The organism is Bifidobacterium sp. ESL0763, from assembly GCF_029433395.1.
GTDB lineage: Bacteria > Actinomycetota > Actinomycetes > Actinomycetales > Bifidobacteriaceae > Bifidobacterium.
The window spans coordinates 1183718-1207619 of sequence record NZ_JAQTHW010000002.1; the positions used below are offsets into that span (position 1 = coordinate 1183718).

Annotated in this window: 19 protein-coding genes; 3 read left to right on the top strand and 16 right to left on the bottom strand. The window is 67.9% G+C overall.

Annotated elements, in window-relative coordinates; translation table 11 throughout:
- Nucleotides 1-224: 224 nt before the first annotated feature.
- From murC to mraZ, 11 genes are all read right to left on the bottom strand, one after another.
- Nucleotides 225-1850, bottom strand: a complete 1626-nt coding sequence (murC, locus tag PT282_RS05670) for a UDP-N-acetylmuramate--L-alanine ligase (protein WP_277168569.1) — start codon at nt 1848-1850, stop codon at nt 225-227.
- Nucleotides 1851-1931: 81 nt separating this feature from the next.
- On the bottom strand, nt 1932-3098 hold the full coding sequence (locus PT282_RS05675) for a glycosyltransferase (protein ID WP_277168570.1): 1167 nt from the start codon (nt 3096-3098) through the stop codon (nt 1932-1934).
- Between the two features lie 79 nt (nt 3099-3177).
- The gene (gene ftsW / locus PT282_RS05680) at nt 3178-4515 is read right to left on the bottom strand and encodes a putative lipid II flippase FtsW (protein WP_277168571.1); all 1338 of its coding nucleotides are present in this window, start codon (nt 4513-4515) and stop codon (nt 3178-3180) included.
- On the bottom strand, nt 4508-5968 hold the full coding sequence (gene murD / locus PT282_RS05685; protein ID WP_277168960.1) for a UDP-N-acetylmuramoyl-L-alanine--D-glutamate ligase: 1461 nt from the start codon (nt 5966-5968) through the stop codon (nt 4508-4510). The genes ftsW and murD overlap by 8 nt, the downstream gene beginning before the upstream one ends.
- Before the next feature lie 56 nt (nt 5969-6024).
- A complete protein-coding gene (gene mraY, locus PT282_RS05690; RefSeq protein WP_277168572.1) occupies nt 6025-7128 on the bottom strand; it encodes a phospho-N-acetylmuramoyl-pentapeptide-transferase in 1104 nt (367 codons plus the stop codon).
- A gap of 19 nt (nt 7129-7147) precedes the next feature.
- On the bottom strand, nt 7148-8695 hold the full coding sequence (murF, locus tag PT282_RS05695) for a UDP-N-acetylmuramoyl-tripeptide--D-alanyl-D-alanine ligase (protein WP_277168573.1): 1548 nt from the start codon (nt 8693-8695) through the stop codon (nt 7148-7150).
- Between the two features lie 108 nt (nt 8696-8803).
- A complete protein-coding gene (locus tag PT282_RS05700) occupies nt 8804-9694 on the bottom strand; it encodes a UDP-N-acetylmuramyl peptide synthase (RefSeq protein ID WP_277168574.1) in 891 nt (296 codons plus the stop codon).
- 21 nt (nt 9695-9715) lie between these two features.
- A complete protein-coding gene (locus PT282_RS05705) occupies nt 9716-11512 on the bottom strand; it encodes a penicillin-binding protein 2 (RefSeq protein ID WP_277168575.1) in 1797 nt (598 codons plus the stop codon).
- Complete coding sequence (locus PT282_RS05710; RefSeq protein ID WP_308201369.1) at nt 11512-11970, bottom strand: hypothetical protein; 459 nt, start codon at nt 11968-11970, stop codon at nt 11512-11514. The genes PT282_RS05705 and PT282_RS05710 overlap by 1 nt, the downstream gene beginning before the upstream one ends.
- Nucleotides 11967-13043, bottom strand: a complete 1077-nt coding sequence (rsmH, locus tag PT282_RS05715) for a 16S rRNA (cytosine(1402)-N(4))-methyltransferase RsmH (RefSeq protein WP_277168576.1) — start codon at nt 13041-13043, stop codon at nt 11967-11969. The genes PT282_RS05710 and rsmH overlap by 4 nt, the downstream gene beginning before the upstream one ends.
- On the bottom strand, nt 13043-13540 hold the full coding sequence (gene mraZ / locus PT282_RS05720) for a division/cell wall cluster transcriptional repressor MraZ (protein ID WP_277168962.1): 498 nt from the start codon (nt 13538-13540) through the stop codon (nt 13043-13045). The genes rsmH and mraZ overlap by 1 nt, the downstream gene beginning before the upstream one ends.
- A gap of 915 nt (nt 13541-14455) precedes the next feature.
- Here mraZ and PT282_RS05725 point away from each other — a divergent pair.
- Entirely contained in the window at nt 14456-16735 is a 2280-nt protein-coding gene (locus PT282_RS05725) for an AAA family ATPase (RefSeq protein ID WP_277168577.1), read from the top strand.
- 216 nt (nt 16736-16951) lie between these two features.
- Here PT282_RS05725 and nrdR read toward each other — a convergent pair whose 3' ends face one another.
- A complete protein-coding gene (gene nrdR / locus PT282_RS05730; protein WP_277168578.1) occupies nt 16952-17419 on the bottom strand; it encodes a transcriptional regulator NrdR in 468 nt (155 codons plus the stop codon).
- 211 nt (nt 17420-17630) lie between these two features.
- A complete protein-coding gene (locus tag PT282_RS05735; protein WP_277168579.1) occupies nt 17631-17975 on the bottom strand; it encodes a LysM peptidoglycan-binding domain-containing protein in 345 nt (114 codons plus the stop codon).
- 169 nt (nt 17976-18144) lie between these two features.
- Between PT282_RS05735 and lexA the strand changes: the two genes are divergently transcribed.
- Nucleotides 18145-18849 carry a transcriptional repressor LexA gene (gene lexA / locus PT282_RS05740; protein WP_374114164.1) on the top strand — a complete coding sequence of 235 codons (705 nt, stop codon included), beginning with the start codon at nt 18145-18147 and terminating at the stop codon, nt 18847-18849.
- A 90-nt stretch (nt 18850-18939) separates the two neighbouring features.
- Here the strand turns inward: lexA and PT282_RS05745 are convergent, their stop codons facing one another.
- The 3 genes from PT282_RS05745 to hflX form a co-directional block, all read right to left on the bottom strand.
- Nucleotides 18940-19908, bottom strand: a complete 969-nt coding sequence (locus PT282_RS05745; protein WP_374114145.1) for a cation diffusion facilitator family transporter — start codon at nt 19906-19908, stop codon at nt 18940-18942.
- 261 nt (nt 19909-20169) lie between these two features.
- A complete protein-coding gene (locus tag PT282_RS05750) occupies nt 20170-21132 on the bottom strand; it encodes an L-lactate dehydrogenase (protein WP_277168581.1) in 963 nt (320 codons plus the stop codon).
- Between the two features lie 336 nt (nt 21133-21468).
- The gene (gene hflX, locus PT282_RS05755) at nt 21469-22944 is read right to left on the bottom strand and encodes a GTPase HflX (RefSeq protein ID WP_280925257.1); all 1476 of its coding nucleotides are present in this window, start codon (nt 22942-22944) and stop codon (nt 21469-21471) included.
- Between the two features lie 293 nt (nt 22945-23237).
- Here hflX and PT282_RS05760 point away from each other — a divergent pair, with 293 nt between their 5' ends.
- Nucleotides 23238-23894: a class I SAM-dependent methyltransferase gene (locus tag PT282_RS05760; protein ID WP_277168582.1), complete on the top strand. Its 657-nt coding sequence runs from the start codon at nt 23238-23240 to the stop codon at nt 23892-23894.
- The last annotated feature ends 8 nt before the right edge of the window (nt 23895-23902 follow it).

A 23902-nucleotide genomic window follows, 5' to 3' on the forward strand; every position in this document is an offset into this window, starting at 1 on the left:
GGAACGCTTCCGAACCTTCGACGCCGAAGCGGAACGAGGTGCGGTCGCCTTCCGCGATGACGATGACGATGGGGACGTGGACGACGACGAGCGACGGGTGCCTTGGACCGTGCGTCCGCCCTTGCGCTTCAAGCCGGACGCCCCGGAAGCGGCGGCACGGCGCGTCGAACGGCGGGACCCGCCACCCGACGAAGCCCCGCCACCTGTCACCACACGACGTCCGCTCACAGCCGCTCCGTCTCGTCGCGGGCCGCGAGACGTTGGAGGATGACCGCATCCATGGTGGTCACGTCCCCCGCGCCGACGGTGATGATGACGTCGCCCTCGCGGGCATTGTCGGCAAGGGATTCGGCACCCTCGCGCAGGCTTTCGCACGTCGCCATCCAGCCGGTAGCAGGGTCGTGCGCCAGCCCCTGCGCGGCGTCGACGATGTTGGCGGCGACCACGTCGGGGAAATCCTCCTGCCGCTCGCGGGCGGGGTAGATCGGGGCGACGAGCACCTGGTCGGCGGCGGCGAGGGCCTGGGCGAACTGGGGGGTGAAGAACTTGGTGCGGCTGAACAGGTGCGGCTGGAAGAGCACGCGGATGGAGGCCGAGGGATAGCGCCTGCGCGCGGCGGCCAGCAGCGCCCCGATCTCGGTGGGATGGTGCGCGTAGTCGTCGACGACGGTGACGCCGTGGGCCTGGCCGTTGATCTCGAAACGGCGCGAGGCACCCAGGAACGTGGAGGCGGCGCGGGCGGCGAGGTCGGGGTCCATGCCCAGCAGGGCCGCACAGATGATGGCGGCGGTCGCGTTGCGGGCGTTGTGCATGCCGGGCACACGCAGGCCGACGGGGACCTTGCGAGACTCGGCCGACGAGGCGAATCCGGCCGGCAGCTCGATGACGAAGCGTTCGGCGCCGTCGCCCGCCGACTCCTTCTCGGAGAGGATGCGGACCAGCAGGGTGCCGTCGAGGCCGGAGTCCCCGCCACGCCCGTCGATTCCGGCGATACTGGCGACGCTTCCGGACGCCTCGGTGGTGTAGCAGATCGTGCGGCGGCGGACCTCAGGGGGCAGCATGCGCATGATGGCGCGCGAGCCGTCGTCGTCGAGCGACATGACGACGTGGCCCTTGGCATGCCCGGCGTAGCCGACGAAGGCGCGACGGTAACGCCCGGCGTCGCCGTAATGGTCGAGGTGGTCGGCCTCGGCGTTGACGATGAGCGCGATGTCGGGATGGTATTTGGCGAAGCTACCGTCGGATTCGTCGGCCTCGGCGACCAGCACCGCACCCTTGCCGGCGTGCCCGCCGTCCAGCGCCTCGCCGTCCGGGTTCTGGATGGAACCGCCGATGGCGTAGCTGGGGTCGGCCAGCCGTCCGGTGCCGGCGTTGACGAGGATGTGGGAGAGCAGCGAGCTGGTGGTGGTCTTGCCGTGCGCCCCGGCCACGCTCACCGACCGCTTGCCCGCCATGAGCAGCGCGAGGATGTCGCTGCGGTGCACGATATGAGAGCCCTGCGCGGCGGCGGCCACGATCTCGGGGTTGCCGGGCTTGATGGCGGTGGAATAGACGACGGTGCGGGCCCCGGCCACGTTGGCCGCCTGCTGGCCGACGAACACCTTGACGCCCAGGGATTCCAGACGCGCGGTCCGGTCATTTGCGGCGCGGTCGGAACCGGAGACCTCGACGCCCTGTTCGACGAGCATCTCGGCGAGCACGCTCATGCCGGCACCGCCGATGCCGATGAAGTGGGTGTGGCCGAGCCCGGAAAGGGTCTGCGAGCCGTCGAACGCTGCGCGCTCGGGGTTCAGATCGATGCGCTGGCCGCCATCGTGGCCCTCATTGCTTGCTGGTGTGCTCTGCGACACGACATGCTCCTTGGACGTTCTGCGCCGCGTTCGACGACGGCTGGTCTGCTCTCCATTATGGACGAACCCATGGCCTTGCGGCTAGGCCCGATCGGCCTTCTGCAGCACCACGCGGGCCATGGTCTCGGCGGCGTCGCGGATGCCGTAGGACCAGGCGGCCCGGCCCATGGCCCCGAGGCGTTCACGGTCCGCGATCAGGGCGGGGACGTTGGCGCGCACCCAGTCGGCGGTGAACTCGGCGTTGGAAACCATGATGCCGCCGCCGGCGTCGACCACGGGCTGAGCGTTGAAGCGCTGCTCGCCGTTGCCGATCGCCAGGGGCACGTAGATGGCGGGCAGGCCCACGGCGGCCAGCTCCGAGACGGAACCGGCCCCGGCCCGGCAGATCACCAGATCGGCGGCGGCGAACGCCAGGTCGATGCGTTCGAGATATTCGGCGACGTGGTAGTCGCCCTGCCCGGCGTGCGCGGGATCCAGGTCGGTGAGCACACCTTCTTCGGCCCGCTGCGCCACGCTTTGGCGCACCTCGTCGCTTTTGCCGCGGCCGGTCAAGTGGATGACCTGGCCCAGGGCGAGCAGCTCGGGGGCGGAAACGCTTACGGCACGGTTGAGGCTCACGGCGCCCAGCGAGCCGCCGGTGACCACGATCAGGGGGCGCTGCGGGTCGACGCCCAGCGCGCGTGCGGCCTCGGCGCGGGTGGCCTCGCGGTCCTTGGCAAGCCTGTCGCACAGATCGGCGATGGCAGGGCGCAACGGCAGCCCGACGCGCCTGACCGTGGCGCCCTTACCGGCCTTCAGGCCGGTGCCGTCGTAGGCGGTGCCGATGAAGCCGGCCCAACGGCCGCCGAGTCTGTTGGCCATGCCGGCCCGCGCGTTCTGCTCGTGGATGACGATGGGCAGGCCCATCCTGTGGGCCACCGAGTAGACGGGCGCGGAGGCGTAGCCGCCGAAGCCGACCACCACGTCGGCCTGACGCCGCTCGAGGATGCTGCGCACGCGGCGACGCTCGCGCCGCCAGGCGGCGGGGAAACGCAGGGCCTGGGCGTTGGGCCTGCGCGGGAACGGGACCTTCTCGATGGTGTCGAGCTCGAAGCCTGCCTGCGGCACCAGATCGTGCTCCAGGCCCACCGCGGTGCCGACCACCGACACCGCCGCCCGCGGGTCGAGCCGGCGCACGGCCGCCGCCACGCTCAGCAGGGGGTTGACATGCCCGGCGGTGCCGCCGCCGGCCAATACGATATGCTTCATGCTGCTTCCTCCAAGCTCGCCTCGACGCCGCGAAACGCCCGCCACCAGTCCGAATTGTCCATGGCCCGACCGGGCCCGCTCACAGGCTCAACGCCAGCGCGTTCGCCTTGATCTGCGGCTGCTCCTTCATCATACTGGTGGCGACGCCCGCCGCGATCAGGCACATCACCAGGCTCGAGCCTCCCGCCGAGACGAAGGGCAGGGGCACGCCCATCACCGGCAGCAGGTCGACGACCACCATGATGTTGACGGCGGCCTGGCCCACGATCCACACCGCGATGCACACCGAGACCATCGAGGCATAGCGGTCCTTGTTCTTCACGGCGATGACGATCATGCACCAGCCCACGGCCACGAAGAGCAGCAGCACGATGACCGCGCCGACGAAGCCGGTCTCCTCGCCGATGATGGCGAAGATGAAGTCGTTGTGGGCCTCGGGCAGGTAGTTCCATTTCTCGCGCGAGTTGCCGATGCCCACCCCGAAGAGGCCGCCGGAGGCCATGGCGTACTTGGAGTGCGTCGGCTGGTAGCAGGTGGGCTGCGAGTTGGGGTCGCTGCACAGCGTCGAGAACGCCAGCACACGGCGCATGCGGTTGGGGCTGGAGAAGACGAAGAAGAGCACGGCCGCCACCATCACCGTTGCGATGGCGAAGAGCCACTTCCAGGGGAATCCGCCGGTGACGAAGGCCGCGGCGCCGATGAGCAGCATGATGATGGCGGTGCCGAGGTCGCCGCCCAGCATCACGGTGCCCAGGCACAGCAGGAAGACGGCGCCCACCACGAAGTAGCCCTTGATCCGGTCGCCGGCCTTGCGCTTGGCCACGTTCGCCATCGCCGCCGGCATCCAGATGCACAGTGCCAGCTTCATGAACTCGGCGGGCTGCATGGTCACGCTGCCCACGCCGATCCAGCCCTTGTTGCCGTTGATCTCGATGCCCAAGGGCGTCAGGGTGAGCAGTTGCAGGAGGATCGAGACGACCACGACCCCCATGGAGGCCTTGCGGTAGAGCTCGACCGGCAGGCGCAGGGCGAGAGCGCCGAACAGGAGGCCGATCACGCAGTAGAGCCCCTGGCTCAGCGCCTGCTTCCATGGCGAGAGGCCGTAGGAGATCATGGTGACCGAGGAGGAGGAGAAGACCATCACCACGCCGAAGCAGGTGAGCGCCAGCACCGCCAGGCGGAAGCCGTAATAGCACCACAGCGGGTTGAGCAGGCCGCGGATGCCGGTGTAGTCGCTGAGGTCCGTCTCGTCGCGCCCGGCGGCGGGTTTACGCCCGGCGGACGGTTTGCGCCCGCCCGCTGGCCCGCGTGCCTTGGAGGACTCGCGCGCGCCGGAGCTCCGGCCGGCCCTGGTGGGCCTGCCCGGCTTGCCCGCGCGCCCGCTGGCGCGGCGTCCTCTCGATGACCGGTCAGCCATGGACACTCACCCAACGGCCGGCGGCCTTGGCGAACCGCTCGCCGCGCTCGGCATACGATTTGAACTGGTCCATCGAGGCACAGGCCGGTGCCATCAGCACCACGTCGCCCGGACCGGCGTAGTCGCCGGCGGCCTGCACGGCGCGCTCCATCACGGAGTCCCTGTCGTCCGGGTCGATGAGGGTGACGGGGATGCCGGGAGCGCTGGCGGCCAACGCCTCGCGCATCGGGGCCTGGTCGACGCCGATGACGACGGCCGCCTTGATCCTGCCGGCCTGACGGGCCACCAGGTCCTCGAAATGGCCGCCTTTGGCCAGCCCCCCGGCGATCCAGACCACGGACTTGGGCCCGTAGCTGGAGAGGGAGGCGTTGGCGGCGTGGGCGTTGGTGGCCTTGGAGTCGTCGACGAAACGGATGTCGCCGCCCTCACGGCTGGCGCGGGCGACGGTCTGGATGCGGTGGCCGCCGGGCGCGAAAGCCCGCAGCGCCTCCAGGCAGTGACCGGGGTCGGCGCCGAGGCCCATGGCCAGCGCCAGGGCGGTCAGGGAGTCGGCGAGCAGATGTGGGTAGATGGTGCCGTCGGGCTCGCACAGGTGGGCGAAATCGGTGACCCTGGCCAGCGCGTTGGCCGAGCCGTAGGGGGCGCCGGCCAGGCCGCTGGCGTCCACGATCCATCCTTCGCTCACGCCGATCTGGCCGGGTTCGGGGGCGTTGAGGGTGAAGCCCACCTTGCGGCATTCGGGGCCGGTTTCGGCCTCGGCGGCGAGCTTCGAGACGCGTTCGTCGTCGGCGTTGAACACCAGGGCGCGCCGGGCGCGGTGGAAGACCTTGGCCTTGTCGGCGGCGTAGTTGGCCATGCCGCCATGCCAGTCGAGGTGGTCGGCGGCGATGTTGGTGATGGCGGCGCAATCCAGCGCCACGTCGTCGGTGAAGTGCATCTGGAAGCTGCTGAGCTCCACGCACAGCGCGTCGTGTGCCGGGTCGGTGGCGGCCAGGGACACGGACTTGCCGATGTTGCCCACGGCCGGAGCGTCCATGCCGCAGCCGGTGAGCATGGCCGAGACCATCTGCGTGGTGGAGGTCTTGCCGTTGGTGCCGGTGATGCCGATCCATGGCGCCGGCGCGGAGGCGAGGCCGGACTTGGCCGGCACGCGCAGGTTCCAGGCCAGCTGGACCTCGCTGATCACGGGGATGCCACGGCGCTGGGCCTCGAGGATGAAGGGGGTGCGCGGGTTGAAGACCGGGGAGGCCACCACCACGTCGATATCGTCGAAGTCGATGTCGTCGAAGGAACGCAGGTCGGCCTCGGCCTTGCCCTCGTCGACGCTCAGCACGCGGCCGGCCCGGCCCCTGAGCGCCTCGACGGCGCCCCGCCCGGAGACGCCCAGCCCCGCCACCAGGACGGTCTTGCCCGTGTAGTCCACGCCCTGCGACCGCTTGCCTGTCGTCCTCATCATCGTCCGCTTCCTTTATCTTGATTGCCTTGTCGTCGCCATGCCTCCGGCCCGCTTCAGTGCAGCAGTCCCGAAAGCGAGGCCCAGTTGGTGTAGAAGATCATCACGCCGACCAGCACGAAGATGAACTCGATCATCCAGAAGCGCACGACGACCTTCGACTCGCCCCAGCCGAGCAGCTCGAAATGATGGTGGATCGGCGCCATCTTGAAGACGCGCCTGTGGGTGAGCTTGAAGCAGCCGACCTGGATGACGTCGCTCATCGCCTCGATGACGTAGAGCCCGCCGATGATCACGGCGAGGAACTCGGTGTGCGTGGCGATCGACAGCGCGGCGAAGAGGCCGCCGAGGGCCAGCGATCCGGTGTCGCCCATGAAGATGGTGGCCGGATTGGAGTTGTACCACAGGAAGCCGAAGCAGGCCACGGCGGCGCAGGCGGCGATGATGGTGAGGTCCAGCGGGTCGGAGACGGCGTATTGGAAGCCGGGCTTCACCCCGCCCTTGAGGTGGTAGCTCTCCCAGAAGGCGATCATCGTGTAGCCGGCCAGCGAGATCATCGACGAGCCCGCGGCCAGGCCGTCCAGCCCGTCGGTGAGGTTGACGGCGTTGGTCCAGGCGCTCATCAGGAAGTTGACCCAGATCACGAAGAGGATGATGGCCACGGCGCGGCCGGCGAAATCGAAGCTGAAGAAGGGGCGCTCGATGAAGCTCATGCCCGGCTGGGCGCTGGAGAAGCCGGATTTGGTGGGCATCATCAGCGCGAGCACCGCGTAGACGGTGGCGAAGACGAACTGGCCGAAGAACTTGCCGCCCACCGACAGGCCGGTGTTCTGCTTCTTGCGCACCTTGGCGAAGTCGTCGATGAAGCCGAGCAGGCCCATCGAGACCATGGCGAAGAGCACGAGCACCGCCGACCAGGAGATGTGCTCTCCGCGGGTGAGGTAGCGGTAGGCCGCCGAGACGCCCCAGCCGAGGATGACGGCCAGGTTGATGACCACGCCGCCCATCGTCGCGGTGCCGCGCTTGACCAGATGCGATTGCGGGCCGTCCTGGCGGATGTACTGGCCGTAGTGCAGCCGGTGCACCAGGCGGATCATCACTGGCGTCCCCGCCATGACGACCAGCAGCGAGACCAGGATGGCGATGATGAGGGAGATCAATGTTCCAGCTCCACTTTCGTTATTGTCCTTGACTTTGCCTGTCGGCCCAACGTTCCGCCAGCGCGGAGAGGCCCGAGACGTGCGACCCCTTGAGCAGTACCACCGTGTGGCGGTGCTCGCGGGCGTTGCGGCAGACCTCGCGGTCCGCCTCATCGACATTATGCACCCTGCGCACCACAAGCCGTGGCCGCGCCTCGCCGGCCGCCGCTTCGGCGCCCCGGGCCATGGCCTCGGCGAGCGCGTCGAAATGGCTGTCGGTGCCGCTGCCCACGGCGATGATCTCGTCGAGGCCGAGGCCCGCGGCGTAGGCGCCGATCCGGGCATGCAGGCGCTCCTCGTCGTCGCCGAGCTCGAGCATGACGCCCAGCACCGCGACGCGATGGGTGGCGCGCTCTTCCTTGCCAGCACCGTTGCCATCGTCGGCGTGCCAGGCGGCCAGGCCGTCGAGGCCGGCGCGCATGGAGTCGGGATTGGCGTTGAAGGAGTCGTCGATGAGCGTGAACGAGGCGCCGTCCCGGCTCACCGTGGAGACGGCCATGCGGTGGGGGCTGACGTGGCGCACCTGGCTCAGGCCGGCGGCGATGGCCTCGGCGTCCATGCCGAAGAAGTGGGCCACCGTGGCGGCGGCCAGGGCGTTGATGACGTTGTGCGCACCGCTGATGCCGAGTCGTACCTCGGCGCTGGTGCCGTCGGGAAGGAGCAGGGTGAAGCGCGGATGGTCGAGCTCGTCGACGCCCACCTCGCCGCAGGAGACCATGCCGACCTGGCGGCCGTCCTCGCGGGTTGCGTTCGCGCCATCCTCGCCGGGCAGCCCGAAGAAGAGCACTTTGCCGGGCGCCAGGCCCTGCATGGCGGAGACCCTCGTGTCGCCGGCGTTGAGCACGGCGGTGCCGCCGGGCCGCAGCCCGCGCACGATCTCGCTTTTGGCCTGCGCGATGCGTTCGACCGAGCCGAACTCGCCGAGGTGGGCGACGCCGACCTTCAGGACCACGGCCAGGTCGGGCGGCACGATGCGGGTGAGTCCGGCGATCTCGCCGACGTGGTTGGCACCCATCTCCGCGATGAGGAAGCGGGTGCCCTCCCCCACTTTCAGCGCGGTGAGCGGCAGGCCGATGTCGTTGTTGAACGAGCCAACCGGCGCCACCGTGGGCGCGATCAAGGAAAGCAGCGAGTTGAGCAGGTCCTTGGTGGTGGTCTTGCCCACCGAGCCGGTGATGCCGACCACGCTGAAGTCCGCGCCCTCGGCACGGCGCCGGTCGATGTTGTGCCGGGCGAGCAGACCCAGCGCCTTGACGGAGTCGTCGACCACGATCTGCGCGATGTCGTCGGCGCCCTCGACCTCGTGCTCCACCAGCGCCGCCACGGCACCCTTGGCCCCGGCGCCGGCCACGAAGTCATGGCCGTCGACCCGTTCGCCGGCGATGGCGACGAAGACGGAACCGTCCACCAGCTGGCGCGAGTCGCTGAAGGCGGAGGTCGCCACGGCCTCGCCTTCGGCCACGCTTGCGGCGCCGGCCATCCTGCCGTGCACCGCCTCGGCGATCTCGGCCACCGTCATCGGCATCATAGGAGTTCCTCCATCCCTGTCATCCCTGTGTTCGACGCTTCGCGTCTCAAGTTGAAAATCCTGGTCACAGGCCGCGCGCACCGGCCGCATGCCCGCCCGCCGCGCGCCTCACCGCAGTTCCCTGGAGACCCGCAGCGCGTTGCGGATGTTGCCGCGCTTCACTCCGGCACAAAGCGCCATGGCGATGCACAGCGAAAGCCGGCGTTGCGAGGCCATGTCACGTTCGGCGGATCCCTGGCCGGCCAGCCAGCCCGATTCCTCGGTGCGGGTGACCAGGCCCGCGGCCTTGCCCGTCTGGAAACCATACCTGCCACGGATGTCATCGAAGGTCTCGGCGGCTTTCTGCCGGCCCAGCTCGTCTATGCTGCCGAGCACGTCGACGCTCACGCCGTTGAGCGCCCCCGGCCTCAACGTCTCGTCGTCGACGGCGATCACCATCGCGGCGACCCCGTCCTCGGAGCTGACCGCCAGGGCGTGCTGCACGTCGAGGACGCCGGCGGGATAGTCCATCCGCAGCCCGCGTTCCAGCGAGCTCGACCCCGCCTGGCTCAGCGTGCCCACGGGATTGCCCAGCATATGCAGGAAATCGGCCAGGCGCACCACGTCGGCGTGCACCTCGTCGGCGTCGGCGCCGCACACCGCGAAGACGGCCAGGGTGCTGGAGGGGGAACCGGCGATCGAGGAGGCCATGGCGCCCAGGGTGGCCGTGTCGGGCTCGCCCAGCAGCAGCGGCACGCCGGTGGCGGCGGCCTCGTCGCGCATGGCGTGGGGCACGAGCATCGCGTAGGCGCCGTTGGATGCGGCCACGGCTAGCGATCCGGCGTCCGTGCCGTCGTCTCCGGGCACGTAGAGCGCGCCGGGGCGCACGGAGTCGGGGGTGTCGGCCAGGGAGGTGACGGTGGTCGATGAGGCGAAGTCCGGCACCAGGTCGAAGCCATGGTGGCTGGCCAGACGGCCCAAGGTCATCCGTTGCGACATCGATTCGTCAACAGCGCTCATCGCTCACCCTTCCCGCCGTGGTTACCATTGCACCGGAATAGCACCCTTGCGGGGCGTGGAGTTGGGAACCTCGTACTTCTGCATAAGGAATTCACCGATCTGCTTGAAGAGCGGGCCGCTGGTCATGCCGCCGAGGCTGCCCTGCGGGTTGCCCATCACCACGGTGACCACAAAGCGCGGGTTGTCGGCCGGCAGGATGCCCGACCAGTCGCTGACGATGCCGGAGAGCTTGCCGTCGCCGCCGCTGACCTCCGCGGTGCCGGACTTGGCGGCCACCCGGTAGCCGTCGACGCCGGAGAACTGCTGGTAGTGCTCGGCGGAGGACTCCATGGCGTCGAGCAGCTGCGCGTCGGCCTTGTGGTCGACCACGCGCCGGCCGTTGGACTTGGCGGGCACGGTCTCGTGGCCGTTGGCGTCGGTGACCGTCTTGATGATGGAAGGCTTCTGGTAGACCCCGTCGTCGGCCACGGTGGCGATGGCGTTGGTCAGCTGCAGCACGTTGGTGGCGTAGCCCTGGCCGAAGAGGATGGTGTCGCGCGTGCGCCCATCCCAGGTCTCCGGGCCGCGCAGGGTGCCCTGCGACTCGCCGGGCAGGCCGAGGCCGGTGGGCTGGCCGATGCCGAACTTGGTGAGGAAGTCGTAGCGCTGGGCGCTGGTGTACTTCTCGGAGGCCATCACCATGCCCACGTTCGAGGACTCCTGCAGGATGCCCGCCATCGTCCAGTTCGAGACCGGATGCGGCAGCACGTCCTTGAAGACCTGACCGTTCTTGTCGAGGTGGTCGGGCACGCGGAACTTGTCGGACATCTGGTGCAGGTCGCTCTGCATGAGGCCCGCCATCGAGAAGACCTTGCCGATCGAGCCGGGCTCGAAGGTCTGGCTGACGGCGCGGGAGACGTTGAGCTTGGCCTGGTCGCTGCCGGCCTCGATCTCGTCGGAGTCGTCGAGGGCGATGATCTGGTGGGTGCGGGTGTCCTCCACGCACGCGATGGCCCAGTCGGCGTTGTATTTCTTCTTGCCGTCGACAAGCACCTTCTTGACGTACCAGTCCACGTCGGCATCGATGGTAAGGCTCACGTCGCTGCCGTCGCGCGCCTGCACGGACTGCGAGAGCGTGCCGGGGATCTCGACGCCGCCGTTGCCCTGCTGGTAGACCTTGTAGCCGTCCTTGCCCGCGAGCTCGGCGTTCTCCGTCTGCTCCAGGCCGGCCACGCCGGTGCCGCTATCGTCGACGCCGCCGAGCAGCGCCCCCATCATCGTGCCGTTGGCGTAGACCCTGTTCTGGCTGAGCTGGCCCTGCACCACGTCGCCGAGGTTGAGCTTCTCGATGGCGCGCTTGACATTGGGCTCCACGTCGCGCTTGAGCACCGCGTAGTGGCCGCCGACGGAGAGCTTTGCGCCGATCTCCATCGAGCTCATCCCCAGCAGCGGGGCGAGCAGGCGACCGACCGCCGCGGCGCCGGTGACGCCGACCGGCTTGCCGTCGACCTGGTGGCAGTAGTCCTTGGTCTGCGGGGTGCAATCGATGGGCTGGAAGCTCTGGGCGGCCTCGGGGTCGCCGATGATGGTGTAGCGCTCGACGCTCTGCGAGAGCACCGCCCCGTTGGCGTCGAGGATCTTGCCGCGCCTGGCCCCCACGGGCACCTTCATGGTGCGTCCGGCGGTGGCCGCCTCGGCGGTGGACTTGCCGTTGAGCAGCTGGATGCTGGCCAGCTGGCCGAAGCAGAAGACGAACAGCGTCGCCAGCACCACGCCGATGACGATGCAGCGGAAGGCGAACTGGCGGGTGCGCACGAAGTTGACGAGCCGGGGGAACATCACTGAGCCCCCTGCGACGGCTGGTAGCCCTGCAGGTCGATGGAGACGGAGCCCTGCTGCGGCACCATGCCCATCTTCTGGGCCTTGTCGGGAAGGCCCGCCTGCAGCCTGTCGAGGTCGGCCTGGTCATCCTCGATGTCCTGGTTGAGCTTGGTGATGTTGCCCTGCACCTGCGTCTGCTCGAAGGAGTTCTGGGCCATCAGGGTGCGGAAGCCGAGCGAGCAGAGCACCGAGGCCACCAGGAAGACCACCACGAGGATGATGTGCACGCCGGGCACGCTGCGGCCGCGCACCCACTCGGAGAAGGAGTCGAGCCGCGCTGAGAGGCCCTCGCCACCCCTGGCCTGCTCGTTGTCGACCAGCTTGAGCTTGGGACGCGAAGGCGCGGCGTATGGCTCACGCTCGCGGCCCGCCGGTGCCACGTTGGAACGCACGGTTCTCGCACTTGCCGCCATCATGCTCTCCTTGTCGCGTCGTCATGTCTGTTTGCTTCCCTGCCCGGGCGCCTCGCGCCGCGGACGGTGCCACGCGCCTGTTCGGCGAAGGCCTTGCGCCAGCGATCCGGCACCGGCCGGGAAAGGCGGACCCCGCGCAGCCGCACCGAGGCGGAACGGGGATTGCGCGCCAGCTCCTCGTCGTCGGCCTTCACCGCTCCGCGGGTGAGCTCGGCGAAGAAGGGCCGGGCGTCCTCGGGCACCACCGGCAGGTCGGCGGGCGCGTCGACGCGCAGCCCCTGGGCCATGAAGGCCTTGACGCTGCGGTCCTCGAGCGAATGGTAGGACTCGACCACCAGCCGGCCGTTCACGGCGAGGTGATTGGCGATCTGCGGCAGGGTGCGCGCGAGCTTGTCGAGCTCGCCGTTGACCTCGATGCGCAGCGCCTGGAAGACGCGCTTGGCCGGGTTGCCCTTGGCACGGTGGGCCTTGGGGACCACGCGGTCGACCAGCGCGTTGAGCTGGCCGGAGGTCGTCAGCGGCTCGGCGTCGCGCCCCTCCACGATCGCATGGGCGATGCGGTGGGCGAAGCGCTCCTGGCCGTAGTCCCTGAAGATGCGGGTGAGGTCGGCCTCGGAGTAGGTGGCGAGCAGGTCGGCAGCGTCGAAGTCCTGGCCCACGTCCATGCGCATGTCGAGCGGGGCGTCGTGGGAATAGGAGAATCCACGGTCGGTCTCGTCGATCTGCAGGCTGGAGAGCCCCAGGTCCATGAACGCGGCGTCCACGCGCTTCAGGCCGAGCGAGGCGAGCACGTCCGCGAACTCGTCGAACGCGGCGTGCACCGGGGTGAACCGGTCGGCCAGGCCCAGGTCGGCGACGCGCTCCCCCGCCAGCTTCAAGGCCTCGGCGTCGCGGTCGATGCCGATCAGACGGGCATTGGGGGCGGCCTTGAGGAAGGCGGTGGCGTGCCCGGCGAGCCCGAGCGTACAGTCGACCACCACGCTGCCCGGCTTGGCCAGCGCCGGCGCGACCAGACGCACGCAGTCGTCGAGCAGGACGGGCTGGTGGATGTTGCTCAGTTCTTCTAGCTCTGCCATCACCACTCCATCGCCGGCAACACGTCATCGGCTATGTCGGAGTAGCCGTCCTCCTTGGCGGCAAGGTAGGCCTCCCAGGCCGCCTTGTTCCAGATCTCGGCACGGGTGCCCACACCGATGACCACGATCTCGTCTCCGAGGCGGGCGTAGTCGCGCAGCATCTGCGGCACCAGGACGCGCCCCTGCTTGTCGGGCTCCTGGTCGACGGCGCCGGAGAGGAAGACGCGCAGGTATTCGCGGGCCGCCTTGTTGCCCATCGAGGTGCGCTGGATCTGCATGGCGATGCGGCGGAACTCACTTTGTGGCAACAGGTAGACGCAGCGCTCCTGGCCGCGTGCCATCACCATGCCCGCGCCGAGCTGGCCGCGGAACTTGGCGGGCAGGGCCATGCGCCCCTTCTTGTCCATCTTGGGGGTGTAGGTGCCGAGCAGCAGCGGAATCATGGGGGTGTGCTGCCGTGCTTCGGCGGTGGAATCGGCGGGCCCCTCGCCCGTCATCGTGCCGTCAGGCTCAGCCATATCCACCCCCTTGGTGTGACGAATTCGATATTCAATTCACCACTTTACCCCACCTATCACCATTTTTCCCCACTTAATCACGAAAAAACAACTTTTTTTAGGAAAATAACGATTTCCCCGGCGTTTTGTTGACGTCAAATGGTGGACAGGCCGGCGGTTTGCGGCTGAATCACGCGCGAAACGCCGATGCGGCGGCACGGCAAACCCACACGGCGGCCCTGTTGCCGTACATCATCGAAAACATCTGAGAAACTAGATATATTAAGACGATATGTCGGTTCAAAAGCCTCCCCAACGACCTGCCGACGTGGCAACCATCAAGACGTTCCGCACTTCGGATTCCCCACCTTTCCGCGAGCGCGCAACGCACTGTGCCGATCGTCGTTCGGCACAACCTTCACGCCGCCCCTACCCCCCCCGTGCGCAACGCCCCTCATGCCGGCTTTCCAAGCCACCGACATAAGCCTCCCGCTTCTCCCGCGCGCAACACACTCCACTTTCAAAGCCGTCATTGGCAAGGCCAACCTCTCCGGCTCCCTCCGCGCACGCAACACATCCCCTCAGCATGACGAGCCGGTGAGCACGGTATTGGCTGCCCCCCCCCCGCACTCAAGGCCTCCCTCACGTTGGATTTCAAAGCAACCGACATGAATCCCATCTTCCCCCGCACGAGCAACGCCCTCCAACGGATTCCAGCCGGCGCACGAGGAAATATGCCCGGCTCCTCCGCGTGCGACGCATTCTTGTCCAGAAACCGGGCACATGCTCCTTCCACGCGCGCAACACACTGGCCAGGGCGCGCACCGGGCTCGTCTCCCGGCGCAACCCCGTTTTCGGTAGGCCCGGAGCGGTATATTGGTATGCCTGAAGTTTGCCAATAAAAGGGAATCACGTATGTCGAGCTACTCCTCACAAATCGCCGAAGAACAGCGTGCGGTCACCCATGCCTACGGGAGGCTGGACGACCTGCGGGCGCAGACGAAGGCGCGCCTGGACGCGGTTCGCGCGGCGGGCGCGCACGGCTCACCGACCATGCGCACCGAACGCGACTCCTTCGCCACCCTCTACGAGGACCGGCTCACCCAGCTGCGCGCCGTCGAGGACCGCCTGGTCTTCGGCCGCATCGACGACACCACCGGCAACAAGCGCTACATCGGGCGCATGGGGCTTTCCAGCAGGGAGCACGAGCCGATCCTCACCGACTGGAGGGCCGAGGCCGCACGCCCCTTCTACGAGGCCACGCCCTCGCACCACGGCGACATCGTCATGCGCCGCCATCTGACGCTGAGCTTCCGCGAGGTGGTGGGCATCGAGGACGAGGTGCTCGACGTGAGTTCCGAGCAGGTGGGCGCCGCCGAGCAGTCCGGCACACTGACCGGCGAGGGCGCGCTCATCGCCTCGCTCAATTCCAAGCGCACTGGCAAGATGACCGACATCGTGGCCACCATCCAGGCCGAGCAGGACCGCATCATCCGCGCGCCGCTCGACCGGGCGACCGTGGTGCAGGGCGGGCCGGGCACCGGCAAGACCGCCGTGGCGCTGCACCGCGCCGCCTATCTGCTCTACACCCACCGGCGCAAGCTCGGGCGCTCCGGCGTGCTGGTGGTCGGCCCCAGTCCGGCGTTCCTGCGCTACATCGACCAGGTGCTCCCCTCGCTCGGCGAGACCGGGGTCGTCTCGCGCACCATCGGCGACCTCATCCCCGGCTTCGACCTGAAGGCCACCGACGAGCCGCACGCCGCGGCGCTGAAGGGCGAACGTCGCATGGCCGACGCCGTGGCCAACGCCATCGCCGCCCGCGTGCGCGTGCCCGAATACCTGCCCCAAGTAAAGATCAACGGCATCACGGTGGCCATGCGGGCCAGCGACATCGTGCAGGCCCAGGGCGACGCGCGGCGCACGCGCCTGCCGCACAACCGGGCCAGGGAGACCTTCGTCAAGAGCATGCTCTCGGCCATGCGCAACCGCTACGTCGAGCAGCTCGACTACACCCCGGAGCAGGCCGAGATCAGCGACGCGGGCATGCAGCTGCGGCTCAACGACGATATCCGCCACACGCTCAACCTCGCCTGGCTGCCGATGACGGCGCCGTGGCTGATCGACCAGATGTTCGCCAAGCCCGCGCAGCTGAGGCGTTTCGCGCCGTGGCTCTCCGAGGATGACGTCAGGGCGCTCACCCGCCCGAAGGGCTCGCCGATGACCGTCTCCGACGTGCCACTGCTCGACGAGGCGATGGAGCTGCTGGGCCCCGACCCCAAGGAATCCGCGCGCCTGAGGGCCGCGAAGGCGAAGCGCGCCGAGGAGGAGCAGTTCGCCAAGGACACCCTCGCCCAGGCCGGCATCGGCTCGGGCATCGTCACCTCATCGATGCTGCTCGACAACATCAACGGGCTGGACGCCGAGGACATCGCCCGCCACGCCGCCAACGACAGGGAGTGGACCTACGGCCACGTGGTGGTCGACGAGGCGCAGGAGCTCACCGCGATGGACTGGCGCATGCTGATGAGGCGCTGCCCCTCGCGCTCCTTCACCATCGTTGGCGACGTGGCGCAGACCTCGGCCCTGGGTGGCACGCACCGCTGGGAGGAGACCATGGACAGGCTCTTCGGCCCCGCCGGCTGGGACCTCAACGAGCTGACGATCAACTACCGAAATCCGCGCGAGGTCTCCGGGCTGGCTTCCGGCTTCGCCAGGGGCGAGGGCCTCTACATCTCGACGACCGAGGCGGTGCGTTCCGTCCCCGATTCCGTCGTCCGCCTGCAGGTCGCCGGCGCGACCGACCTGGGCCGGCGGACCGTCGAGACGGCCCTGCGCCTGGCCGGGGAGTTCACCGGCGAGGACGGCACCGGACGCGTGGCGGTCATCGCCGCCGGCGAGATGGTCGCCCCCCTGCGTTCCGCGATCGACGAGGCATTGCGTCAGGAGGCACACGCGGGGCTGGCCCGCCGTCTCGACATGGGCGACGGCGCCGACCGGCAGCTGGGGGTCTACGACGCCCAGGTCATCAAGGGCCTCGAGTACGACGCCGTCGTGGTGGTCCAGCCCGGCCTGATCATGCAGGACGCCCCGTCTCGCCTTTCGGCGGCCGCCGACCTCTATGTCGCCATGACCCGCCCCACCCAGCGCCTGGTGGTCATCCAGAGTGCCGACGACAGCCAGGCGATGAGCTTCTAGACGGCAGTCTCCGGTCCGATGGCCATTCGGTTCAACGGACCTTCGGTTCAACGGGCACCCGATTTTGCCAGAGGATGAGCGAATCACCAACCGGCACGTGGACATCCGTCATATGGATATCCGGCATACGGGACCGCCGACGAATACGCGGTGGTCCCCGGCATCCGTTCGGTGCCGGGGACCACCGCTTTCGAAAACTTGCCTGAAGGTTGCAGACTACTTGGACGACTGGCTGGCGGCCTTGTCCTGCTTGAGCTCGTCGATGGCCTTCTGGAAATCGTCGAGCCCGTTGAAGTTCTGGTAGACGCTGGCGAAGCGCAGGTAGGCCACCTCGTCGAGCTCCTTGAGCGGCTTGAGGATCGCCTTGCCGACGTCCTCCGATTTCACTTGGGCGGCGCCGTGGCTGCGCAGGTCATCCTCAACCTGCTGGCCCAGCCGCTTCAGGGCGTTCTCGTCGATCGGCCTGCCCTGGCACGCCTTGCGCACACCGTTGATCACCTTCTCGCGGTCGAACGACTCGACGCCGCCGGAGCGTTTGGCGACCAGCAGCATGGTGGTCTCGATGGTGGTGAAGCGCTTGCCGCATACGGGGCATTCGCGGCGGCGTCTGATGAGATGGCCATCCTCGCCAATACGGGTGTCTACGACCTTGGTATCGGGATTCTGGCAGAAAGGACAGTGCATACAGCAACCATAACGTAACGCTGCGAACATTGGCGATTCGCGGTTCACATGTCGTTGCCGAATGGCTCACCATGGACGAGAGCTCCGACCAATCCATTCATCTTCACCAAGCCCTGGTCCAAGCGACATCTCACAACGCACGAATCTCCAGCACTCCGATGGACCAAGACCGCGATGACCCGGACGGCTCACCGACCGTCAGTCGGCCCACTCAGGCGGCCGAGGGCACCTGTTCGGGGACGACGATGGTCTGCCCGGCGACGATCTGGGTGGAGGCCATGTTGTTGAGGCCCATGAGCATGTTGACTGTCTTCGAGACGCTCTGCCCCTCGGGCGTGATGGACTGGGCGTAGGACCACAGGGTGTCGCCGGGCTTGACCGTGTAGCTCACCACGGGCGTTCCGTCGAGGTCGGAGGCGACATCGTTGGGCTGCGCCGACTGCCAACCGCACCACATCACCAGTGCGGCCAGCAGCGCGACCGCCGCCTTGAGCAACGTCTTGCCCTCGGGGCCGCGACGACGCGAGCGGACATGGGACCTACGGACCGCCATCATGGGCATTGCCTTCGTTGCCGAATTCGCCATCTTCAACCTTCTTTCGAACGGATGTTTTCGAACGTTTGTTCTAGATTAGCACATCTGTTCGAATACGTCGAGAGCTCAATCGAACATCTGTTTGATTTTCCGGCGAAAAAAGGTTATGCTGAAGGCAAACACGAAAGGAATCCCCGTGAGCAGCTTCATTCCCAACACGAGCTCGGCGAGCGAAAGCCGACTGACCGACCGCCAGCGCAAGGTGCTCAACGCCATCCGCCACCATGTCGCGGAGTTCGGCTTCGCCCCCTCGTTCCGCGAGATCGGCAGCGAGGCCGGGCTCAAGAGCCCGTCCTCGGTCAAGCACCAGCTCGAGGTGCTCGAGGAGAAGGGTTTCCTGCGCATGAACGCCAACAAGGGGCGCGCCATCGAATTGGTCGAGGACGTTGACCTCGCCGGCCAGGGCGCGGTCAACGCCATGGCCTACGCCTCCAACCGCATCGACGACGAGGCGATCGACGAGTCCCACGACATCCCGCTGGTCGGCCGGATCGCGGCGGGCGCACCCATCACCGCCGAGCAGCATGTCGAGGACGTCATGCGCCTGCCCGAGCGCCTGACCGGCACCGGCACCCTGTTCATGCTCGAGGTCCACGGCGATTCCATGATCGACGCGGCCATCTGCAACGGCGATTTCGTGGTCGTGCGCGAGCAGGAGACGGCGGAGAACGGCGACATCGTGGCGGCCCTGCTCGACGGCGAAGCCACGGTGAAGACCTTCCGCAAGGAGAAGGGCCACATCTGGCTGATGCCCCACAATCCCGCCTACTCCCCCATCGACGGCACCTACGCCACCATCATGGGCAAGGTCGTCACCGTCCTACGCAAGATCTGAGACGGGAGGCGCAAAGCCACAACGGTTCCGATTGCTCCGTCAATCCCGATTGACCGGAACCTCCGGCGACACCGTCCAACCATAGTCGTGTCAGCGATGCACCTGCTCGTCGGTCTCGGCGTCGAAGCCCAACGGTTCCAGTTGGAAGGTGGTATGCGGCACGGAGACTGCGAAGTGAGCAGTAAGGCAGCCGTGCAGCTGCTTGAGGATCTGCCCCGCCTCCCTCATCGTCAGCCCGGGCTCGACGACGACGTGGGCCGTGAGGATCGGCATGCCCGTGGCCACCGTGGAGGCATGCACGTCATGCACGGCCACCACATGGTCCACGCCTTGCATATGGCGCCGCACCTCGTCGAGGTCCAGCCCCTCCGGGGTCTCCTCCAGCAGCACCTTGACGGCGCCCCGCATCAGCTTGAACGAGCGCGGCATGATCAGGATGGCGATAAACGCGCCGGCGACCGCATCGAAACCATCCCAGCCGCTGAGCATCGTCACCACCGCGGAGACGACCACCGAAAGCGAGCCCAGGGCGTCGTTCATGGTCTCCAGGAAGGCCGCGCGCATGTTCATGTTGTCCTTATGCTGGCCTGAGAGCAGCAGCACGGAAGCCACGTTGCACAGCAGCCCCAGGACGCCGAAGCCAAGCAGCATGCCTACCCCGCGCACGCCGCCGTCGGTGCGCCCGGTCAGCCGCAGCACCGCCTCGACCAGTGCGTAGATGCCGACCACCATCAGCACCAGCGCGCCCAATCCGGCGGTGATCGGCTCCAGCCGCGCCCACCCCCAGGTGCGCTCGTTGTCCGGCTTGCGCCGCATGAGCACGGCGGTGATGGTGGAGGCCGCAAGCACGGCCACGTCGGTGAGCATGTGCGCGCAGTCGACCAGCAGGGCGAGCGAGCCGGTAGCGACCGCGCCGATGACCTCGACCAGGAAGATCGTCAGGGTGAGCCCCAGCGTGATCATGAGCCTGGTCTGGTGCCCCTTGGCCCTCGCGTCGCCAAGTGCCTGAGACTGCGCTTGTGACCGTGACGAGACCGGTTTCGCTTCGTTAGATTCCATGGCCGCCTCCCCTTCCACCGGCCACTATACCGGCCGAAGCCCCGCGCCCATGCCCGGTTTTGCGACCCAGAGCCGAAGGGCAACCCACTCGCACATCATTGTTCGCAGCGGTGCTCGCTTGACATCGAAACCGACAATCCTTCTCAGATTTCCCAGCGCACCGACATCAGCATCGATAACGCGGACGCCTACGCCAACAAATATGCCGCCCGCGGCACCAAGGACGCGGACGGCATGGACGAAAACCCAAACAGGCCGGAATCAGAACCCGAAGCGGGCGACGGTGGCCTTGAGCGTGTCGGCCGAACGCCGCAGGGCCGCGAGCTCACGGTCGGAGACCGGGGTGTTGATGTGGGAGTTGACGCCGCCGCGGTTCATCAGCGTCGGCACCGACATGCACACGTCGCTGATGCCGTGGAAGTCGTTGAGCCACGAAGAGACGGGCAGGATGCGGTTGGTGTCGTTGAGGATCGACTCGATGATGTCGACGCCCGACATGGCAATCGCGTAGTTGGTGGAACCCTTGCCCTCGATGATGCGGTAGGCCGCGTTCTTCACCTCGCGGTGGATCTCCTCGCGCTTCTCGGCGTCGAGCGGTTCGTGGCCCGGCAACGCCTGCCAATCGCACATCGAGACGCCGCCGATGGTGGCCGAGGCCCACAACGGCACCTCGGAGTCGCCGTGCTCGCCGGCGATGTAGGCGTGCACGTTCTTGACGTTGACGCCGGTCTGCTGGCCGATCAGGAAGCGCAGGCGCGCGGAGTCGAGGTTGGTGCCCGAGCCGAACATCTGGTTGGCGGGCATGCCCGAAAGCTTCAGGGAGACCTGCGTGACCACGTCGACCGGGTTGGTGATGAGCATGTAGATGGCGTTGGGCGCCACCTTGGCCACGTTGGGGATGATGGACTTCATGATGTTGATGGTCGCGCCGGCCAGGTCGAGCCTGGTCTGCCCGGGCTTCTGGCGGGCGCCGGCGGTGATGACCACCATGTCGGCGTCACGGCAGATCTCCACGTCGTCGGAGCCCTGGATGGAGACCGACGGGTAGAAACTGGAGCCGTGCTGCATGTCGAGCACCTCGGCCTCGACGCGTTCCTTATTGACGTCCTCGAGCACGATCTCGCGGGCGACGCCCCGCTGGGCGGCCGAGAAAGCGAGGGTCGAGCCGACGGCGCCGGCGCCGATGATAGCGAGCTTCGTTGGTTTGATTGTGGAATCCATCATGTTTACCATTCACCTATCCTCATATGGACGCTGAAAAAGCCTGACGTCGCCATATTCTCTCTCGTTATTATGAGTATCACCATAATCGCGAATATCCATGCGGCGGGCCTCGGCCCGCCCGTATCCGGCCCGGCGTGACGCCGAACCGATGCCATGGCATGCCCAGGCGACATCTCTCAGCCTAGCAGATGACCCACCGTAACGGTAAGCCGCGTCCCGCAACGCGTGTCCGCCAAGGCGCGGGCGGCGTTTCCGGGCCTGACGCGCCCGGCGAAAGCGGCATCCGGGGCCCGGCCATAAGCGGCTGGGAATCGTTCGGAAACCGCGCGTCGCCCCTCATTCGTCGGCGTTGCCGTCGTTGGCGCTGTCGCCAGCATCGTCGTTGCCGTCGATGGCGGCGTCCATCACCTGCGCGGCGAGGCGCGAGTCCACGTCGGCGTCGAGCGAGACGCCTTCGCCCAGCCATTCCACCTGGCGCACCCTGCCGTATTCGCGCACCCGAGAGAGCAGGGAGCCGGCCGCATAGGGCAGCAGCGCGCGCACATGCACCTGCGGGGTCGGCAGGAACCCCTCGACCGCCGCGCGCAGGTCGTCGACGCCCCGGCCGCTGGCCGCCGAGACGATGTGGACCTCGGGACGCAGGCGTGCCAGCCGGCCGAGCACGGCGTCGTCGGTGCGGTCGGCCTTGTTGAAGGCGAGGATGCGCGGGATGTCGGCGGCGCCGGGAATGTCGGCGAGCACCTCGTTGACCGCGTCGACCTGCGCGAAGGGGTCGGGGAACGAGGCGTCGACCACGTGCAGGATGACGTCGGCCTGCCCCACTTCCTCGAGGGTCGACTTGAACGCCTCCACCAGCTGCGTGGGCAGCCGGCGCACGAAGCCGACCGTGTCGACGTAGGCGTAGAGCCTGCCGTCGCCGGCCTTGGCGCGGCGCACCGCGGTGTCGAGGGTGGCGAACAGCGCGTTCTCCACCAGCTCCCCCGAGCCGGTGAGACGGTTGACCAGCGAGGATTTGCCGGCGTTGGTGTAGCCCACCACGGCCACCGTGGGCAGCCCGTAGCGTTTCCTGGCCCCGCGCTTGACCTCGCGGGCCGGGGCCATGGCCTTGATCTGGCGCTTGAGCCGGGCGATGCGGGTGCGGATGACGCGGCGGTCCAGCTCGATCTGTGTCTCGCCGGGGCCTCGCGAGCCGATGCCGCCGTTGACGCCCGCCGCCTGTCCGCCGGCCTGGCGGGAGAGCGAGCCGCCCCAGCCACGCAGCCTCGGGAGCATGTATTCCAGCTGCGCCAGCTCCACCTGGGCCTTGCCCTCGCGGCTGGTGGCGTGCGCGGCGAAGATATCGAGGATGACGGCCGTGCGGTCGATGACCTTGACCTTGGTGACGTCCTCGAGCGCGCGGCGCTGGCTGGGGGCGAGGTCGTCGTCGACGATGATGGTGTCGGCCTCGTTCTGCGCGACGATGCCGGCGATCTCCTTGGCCTTGCCGCGCCCCACATAGGTGGCGGCGTCGGGCTTGGCGCGGTGCTGCAGCACGCCGTCGCACACCTCGGCGCCGGCGGTCTGGGCGAGCGCCGCCAGCTCGCGCAGCGACTCCTCGGCCTGGGCGGCGGTGGTCGTCATGCTCGACCAGACCCCCACCAGGACGACCCGTTCGAGGCGCACCTTGCGGTATTCGACGTCGGTCTCGTCCTGCATCTCACCCAGGCCAGTAACATGCCTGAGCTGGTTGCGCGACTCGCGCTCGGCCCATTCCTCCGAGCCGGCCGAGAAGCCGTCCCGTTCTGTGTCCGAAGCCGAATCCTGGTCCTGCAGGATGTCGGAACGGCGCCCCAGCACCTGGTCACGCCCGGACTCGTCCACGCGTTCCGCCTCGTCAATATCGTCGGTCAATAAGCCAGCCTTCCGCCGTGATCCGTGATTGCCATGTCGTCCTATATTGTAGCGGCTGCCACAGCCGGTGCGACGGCGGCGCGAACCGACTTGAATCCAAGCCGTATCCGCTCCCCGTCGCTGTTGCCGTCTGGGACTAGTATGGGGAACCTGATATCGGTGCCTTGGCCACGGCTCGAGACCGTGGACCAAGGACTTATGAGGAACGGAACGGCATGGGCACAGGCAACGGCACGGCGACACAAGCGGCACAGGCGGACGGCACGCAGGCGGAGCAGTATTTCTCGGCGACCCCGAGCTCCCGCGACGTGCGGCGCACCCTGCATGTCTCGCTGCGCGGCCACGAGGCGCAGGTCGAGGTCTCCAACGGCGTCTTCTCGGCCCACCGGCTCGACCTGGGCACTTCGGTGCTGCTGCGCCACGCGCCCGAGCCGCCACAGTCGGGCACATTCCTCGACATCGGCTGCGGCTGGGGCCCGATCGCCCTGGCGCTGGGGCTCGAGTCGCCGCAGGCCGACATCTGGGCACTGGACGTCAACGAGCGCGCGCTTCAACTCACGGAGGCCAACGCCAAGCGGCTCGGTCTCGCCGGACGCATCCACGCGGCCACGGCCAGCCAGATCGACGAGAGCCTGACCTTCGACCTCATCTGGTCCAACCCTCCCATCCGCGTGGGCAAGGACGAGCTGCATGCCCTGCTGATGGCTTGGCTGCCACGGCTGAAGGCCGGCGGCCGCGCCTACCTGGTGGTGCAGAAAAACCTCGGCAGCGACTCGCTGATCAAGTGGCTGGCCAATCAGCTCGGCAGAGACTACGCCGTCGCCAAGTACGCCAGCTCGAAGGGCTACCGGGTCATCGAAATCCGGCACTGAACGCAATG

What these genes read in the sequence shown, in the direction of transcription:
- PT282_RS05675 (WP_277168570.1), bottom strand. Translation starts at nt 3,098, where the DNA reads ATGAAGCATATCGTATTGGCCGGCGGCGGCACCGCCGGGCATGTCAAC.
- PT282_RS05760 (WP_277168582.1), top strand. Translation starts at nt 23,238, where the DNA reads ATGGGCACAGGCAACGGCACGGCGACACAAGCGGCACAGGCGGACGGC.
- mraZ (WP_277168962.1), bottom strand. Translation starts at nt 13,540, where the DNA reads ATGACGGGCGAGGGGCCCGCCGATTCCACCGCCGAAGCACGGCAGCAC.
- PT282_RS05750 (WP_277168581.1), bottom strand. Translation starts at nt 21,132, where the DNA reads ATGATGGATTCCACAATCAAACCAACGAAGCTCGCTATCATCGGCGCC.
- PT282_RS05710 (WP_308201369.1), bottom strand. Translation starts at nt 11,970, where the DNA reads ATGATGGCGGCAAGTGCGAGAACCGTGCGTTCCAACGTGGCACCGGCG.
- PT282_RS05705 (WP_277168575.1), bottom strand. Translation starts at nt 11,512, where the DNA reads ATGTTCCCCCGGCTCGTCAACTTCGTGCGCACCCGCCAGTTCGCCTTC.
- PT282_RS05735 (WP_277168579.1), bottom strand. Translation starts at nt 17,975, where the DNA reads ATGATGGCGGTCCGTAGGTCCCATGTCCGCTCGCGTCGTCGCGGCCCC.
- murF (WP_277168573.1), bottom strand. Translation starts at nt 8,695, where the DNA reads ATGATGCCGATGACGGTGGCCGAGATCGCCGAGGCGGTGCACGGCAGG.
- ftsW (WP_277168571.1), bottom strand. Translation starts at nt 4,515, where the DNA reads ATGGCTGACCGGTCATCGAGAGGACGCCGCGCCAGCGGGCGCGCGGGC.
- PT282_RS05700 (WP_277168574.1), bottom strand. Translation starts at nt 9,694, where the DNA reads ATGAGCGCTGTTGACGAATCGATGTCGCAACGGATGACCTTGGGCCGT.
- nrdR (WP_277168578.1), bottom strand. Translation starts at nt 17,419, where the DNA reads ATGCACTGTCCTTTCTGCCAGAATCCCGATACCAAGGTCGTAGACACC.
- PT282_RS05745 (WP_374114145.1), bottom strand. Translation starts at nt 19,908, where the DNA reads ATGGAATCTAACGAAGCGAAACCGGTCTCGTCACGGTCACAAGCGCAG.
- rsmH (WP_277168576.1), bottom strand. Translation starts at nt 13,043, where the DNA reads ATGGCAGAGCTAGAAGAACTGAGCAACATCCACCAGCCCGTCCTGCTC.
- murD (WP_277168960.1), bottom strand. Translation starts at nt 5,968, where the DNA reads ATGAGGACGACAGGCAAGCGGTCGCAGGGCGTGGACTACACGGGCAAG.
- PT282_RS05725 (WP_277168577.1), top strand. Translation starts at nt 14,456, where the DNA reads ATGTCGAGCTACTCCTCACAAATCGCCGAAGAACAGCGTGCGGTCACC.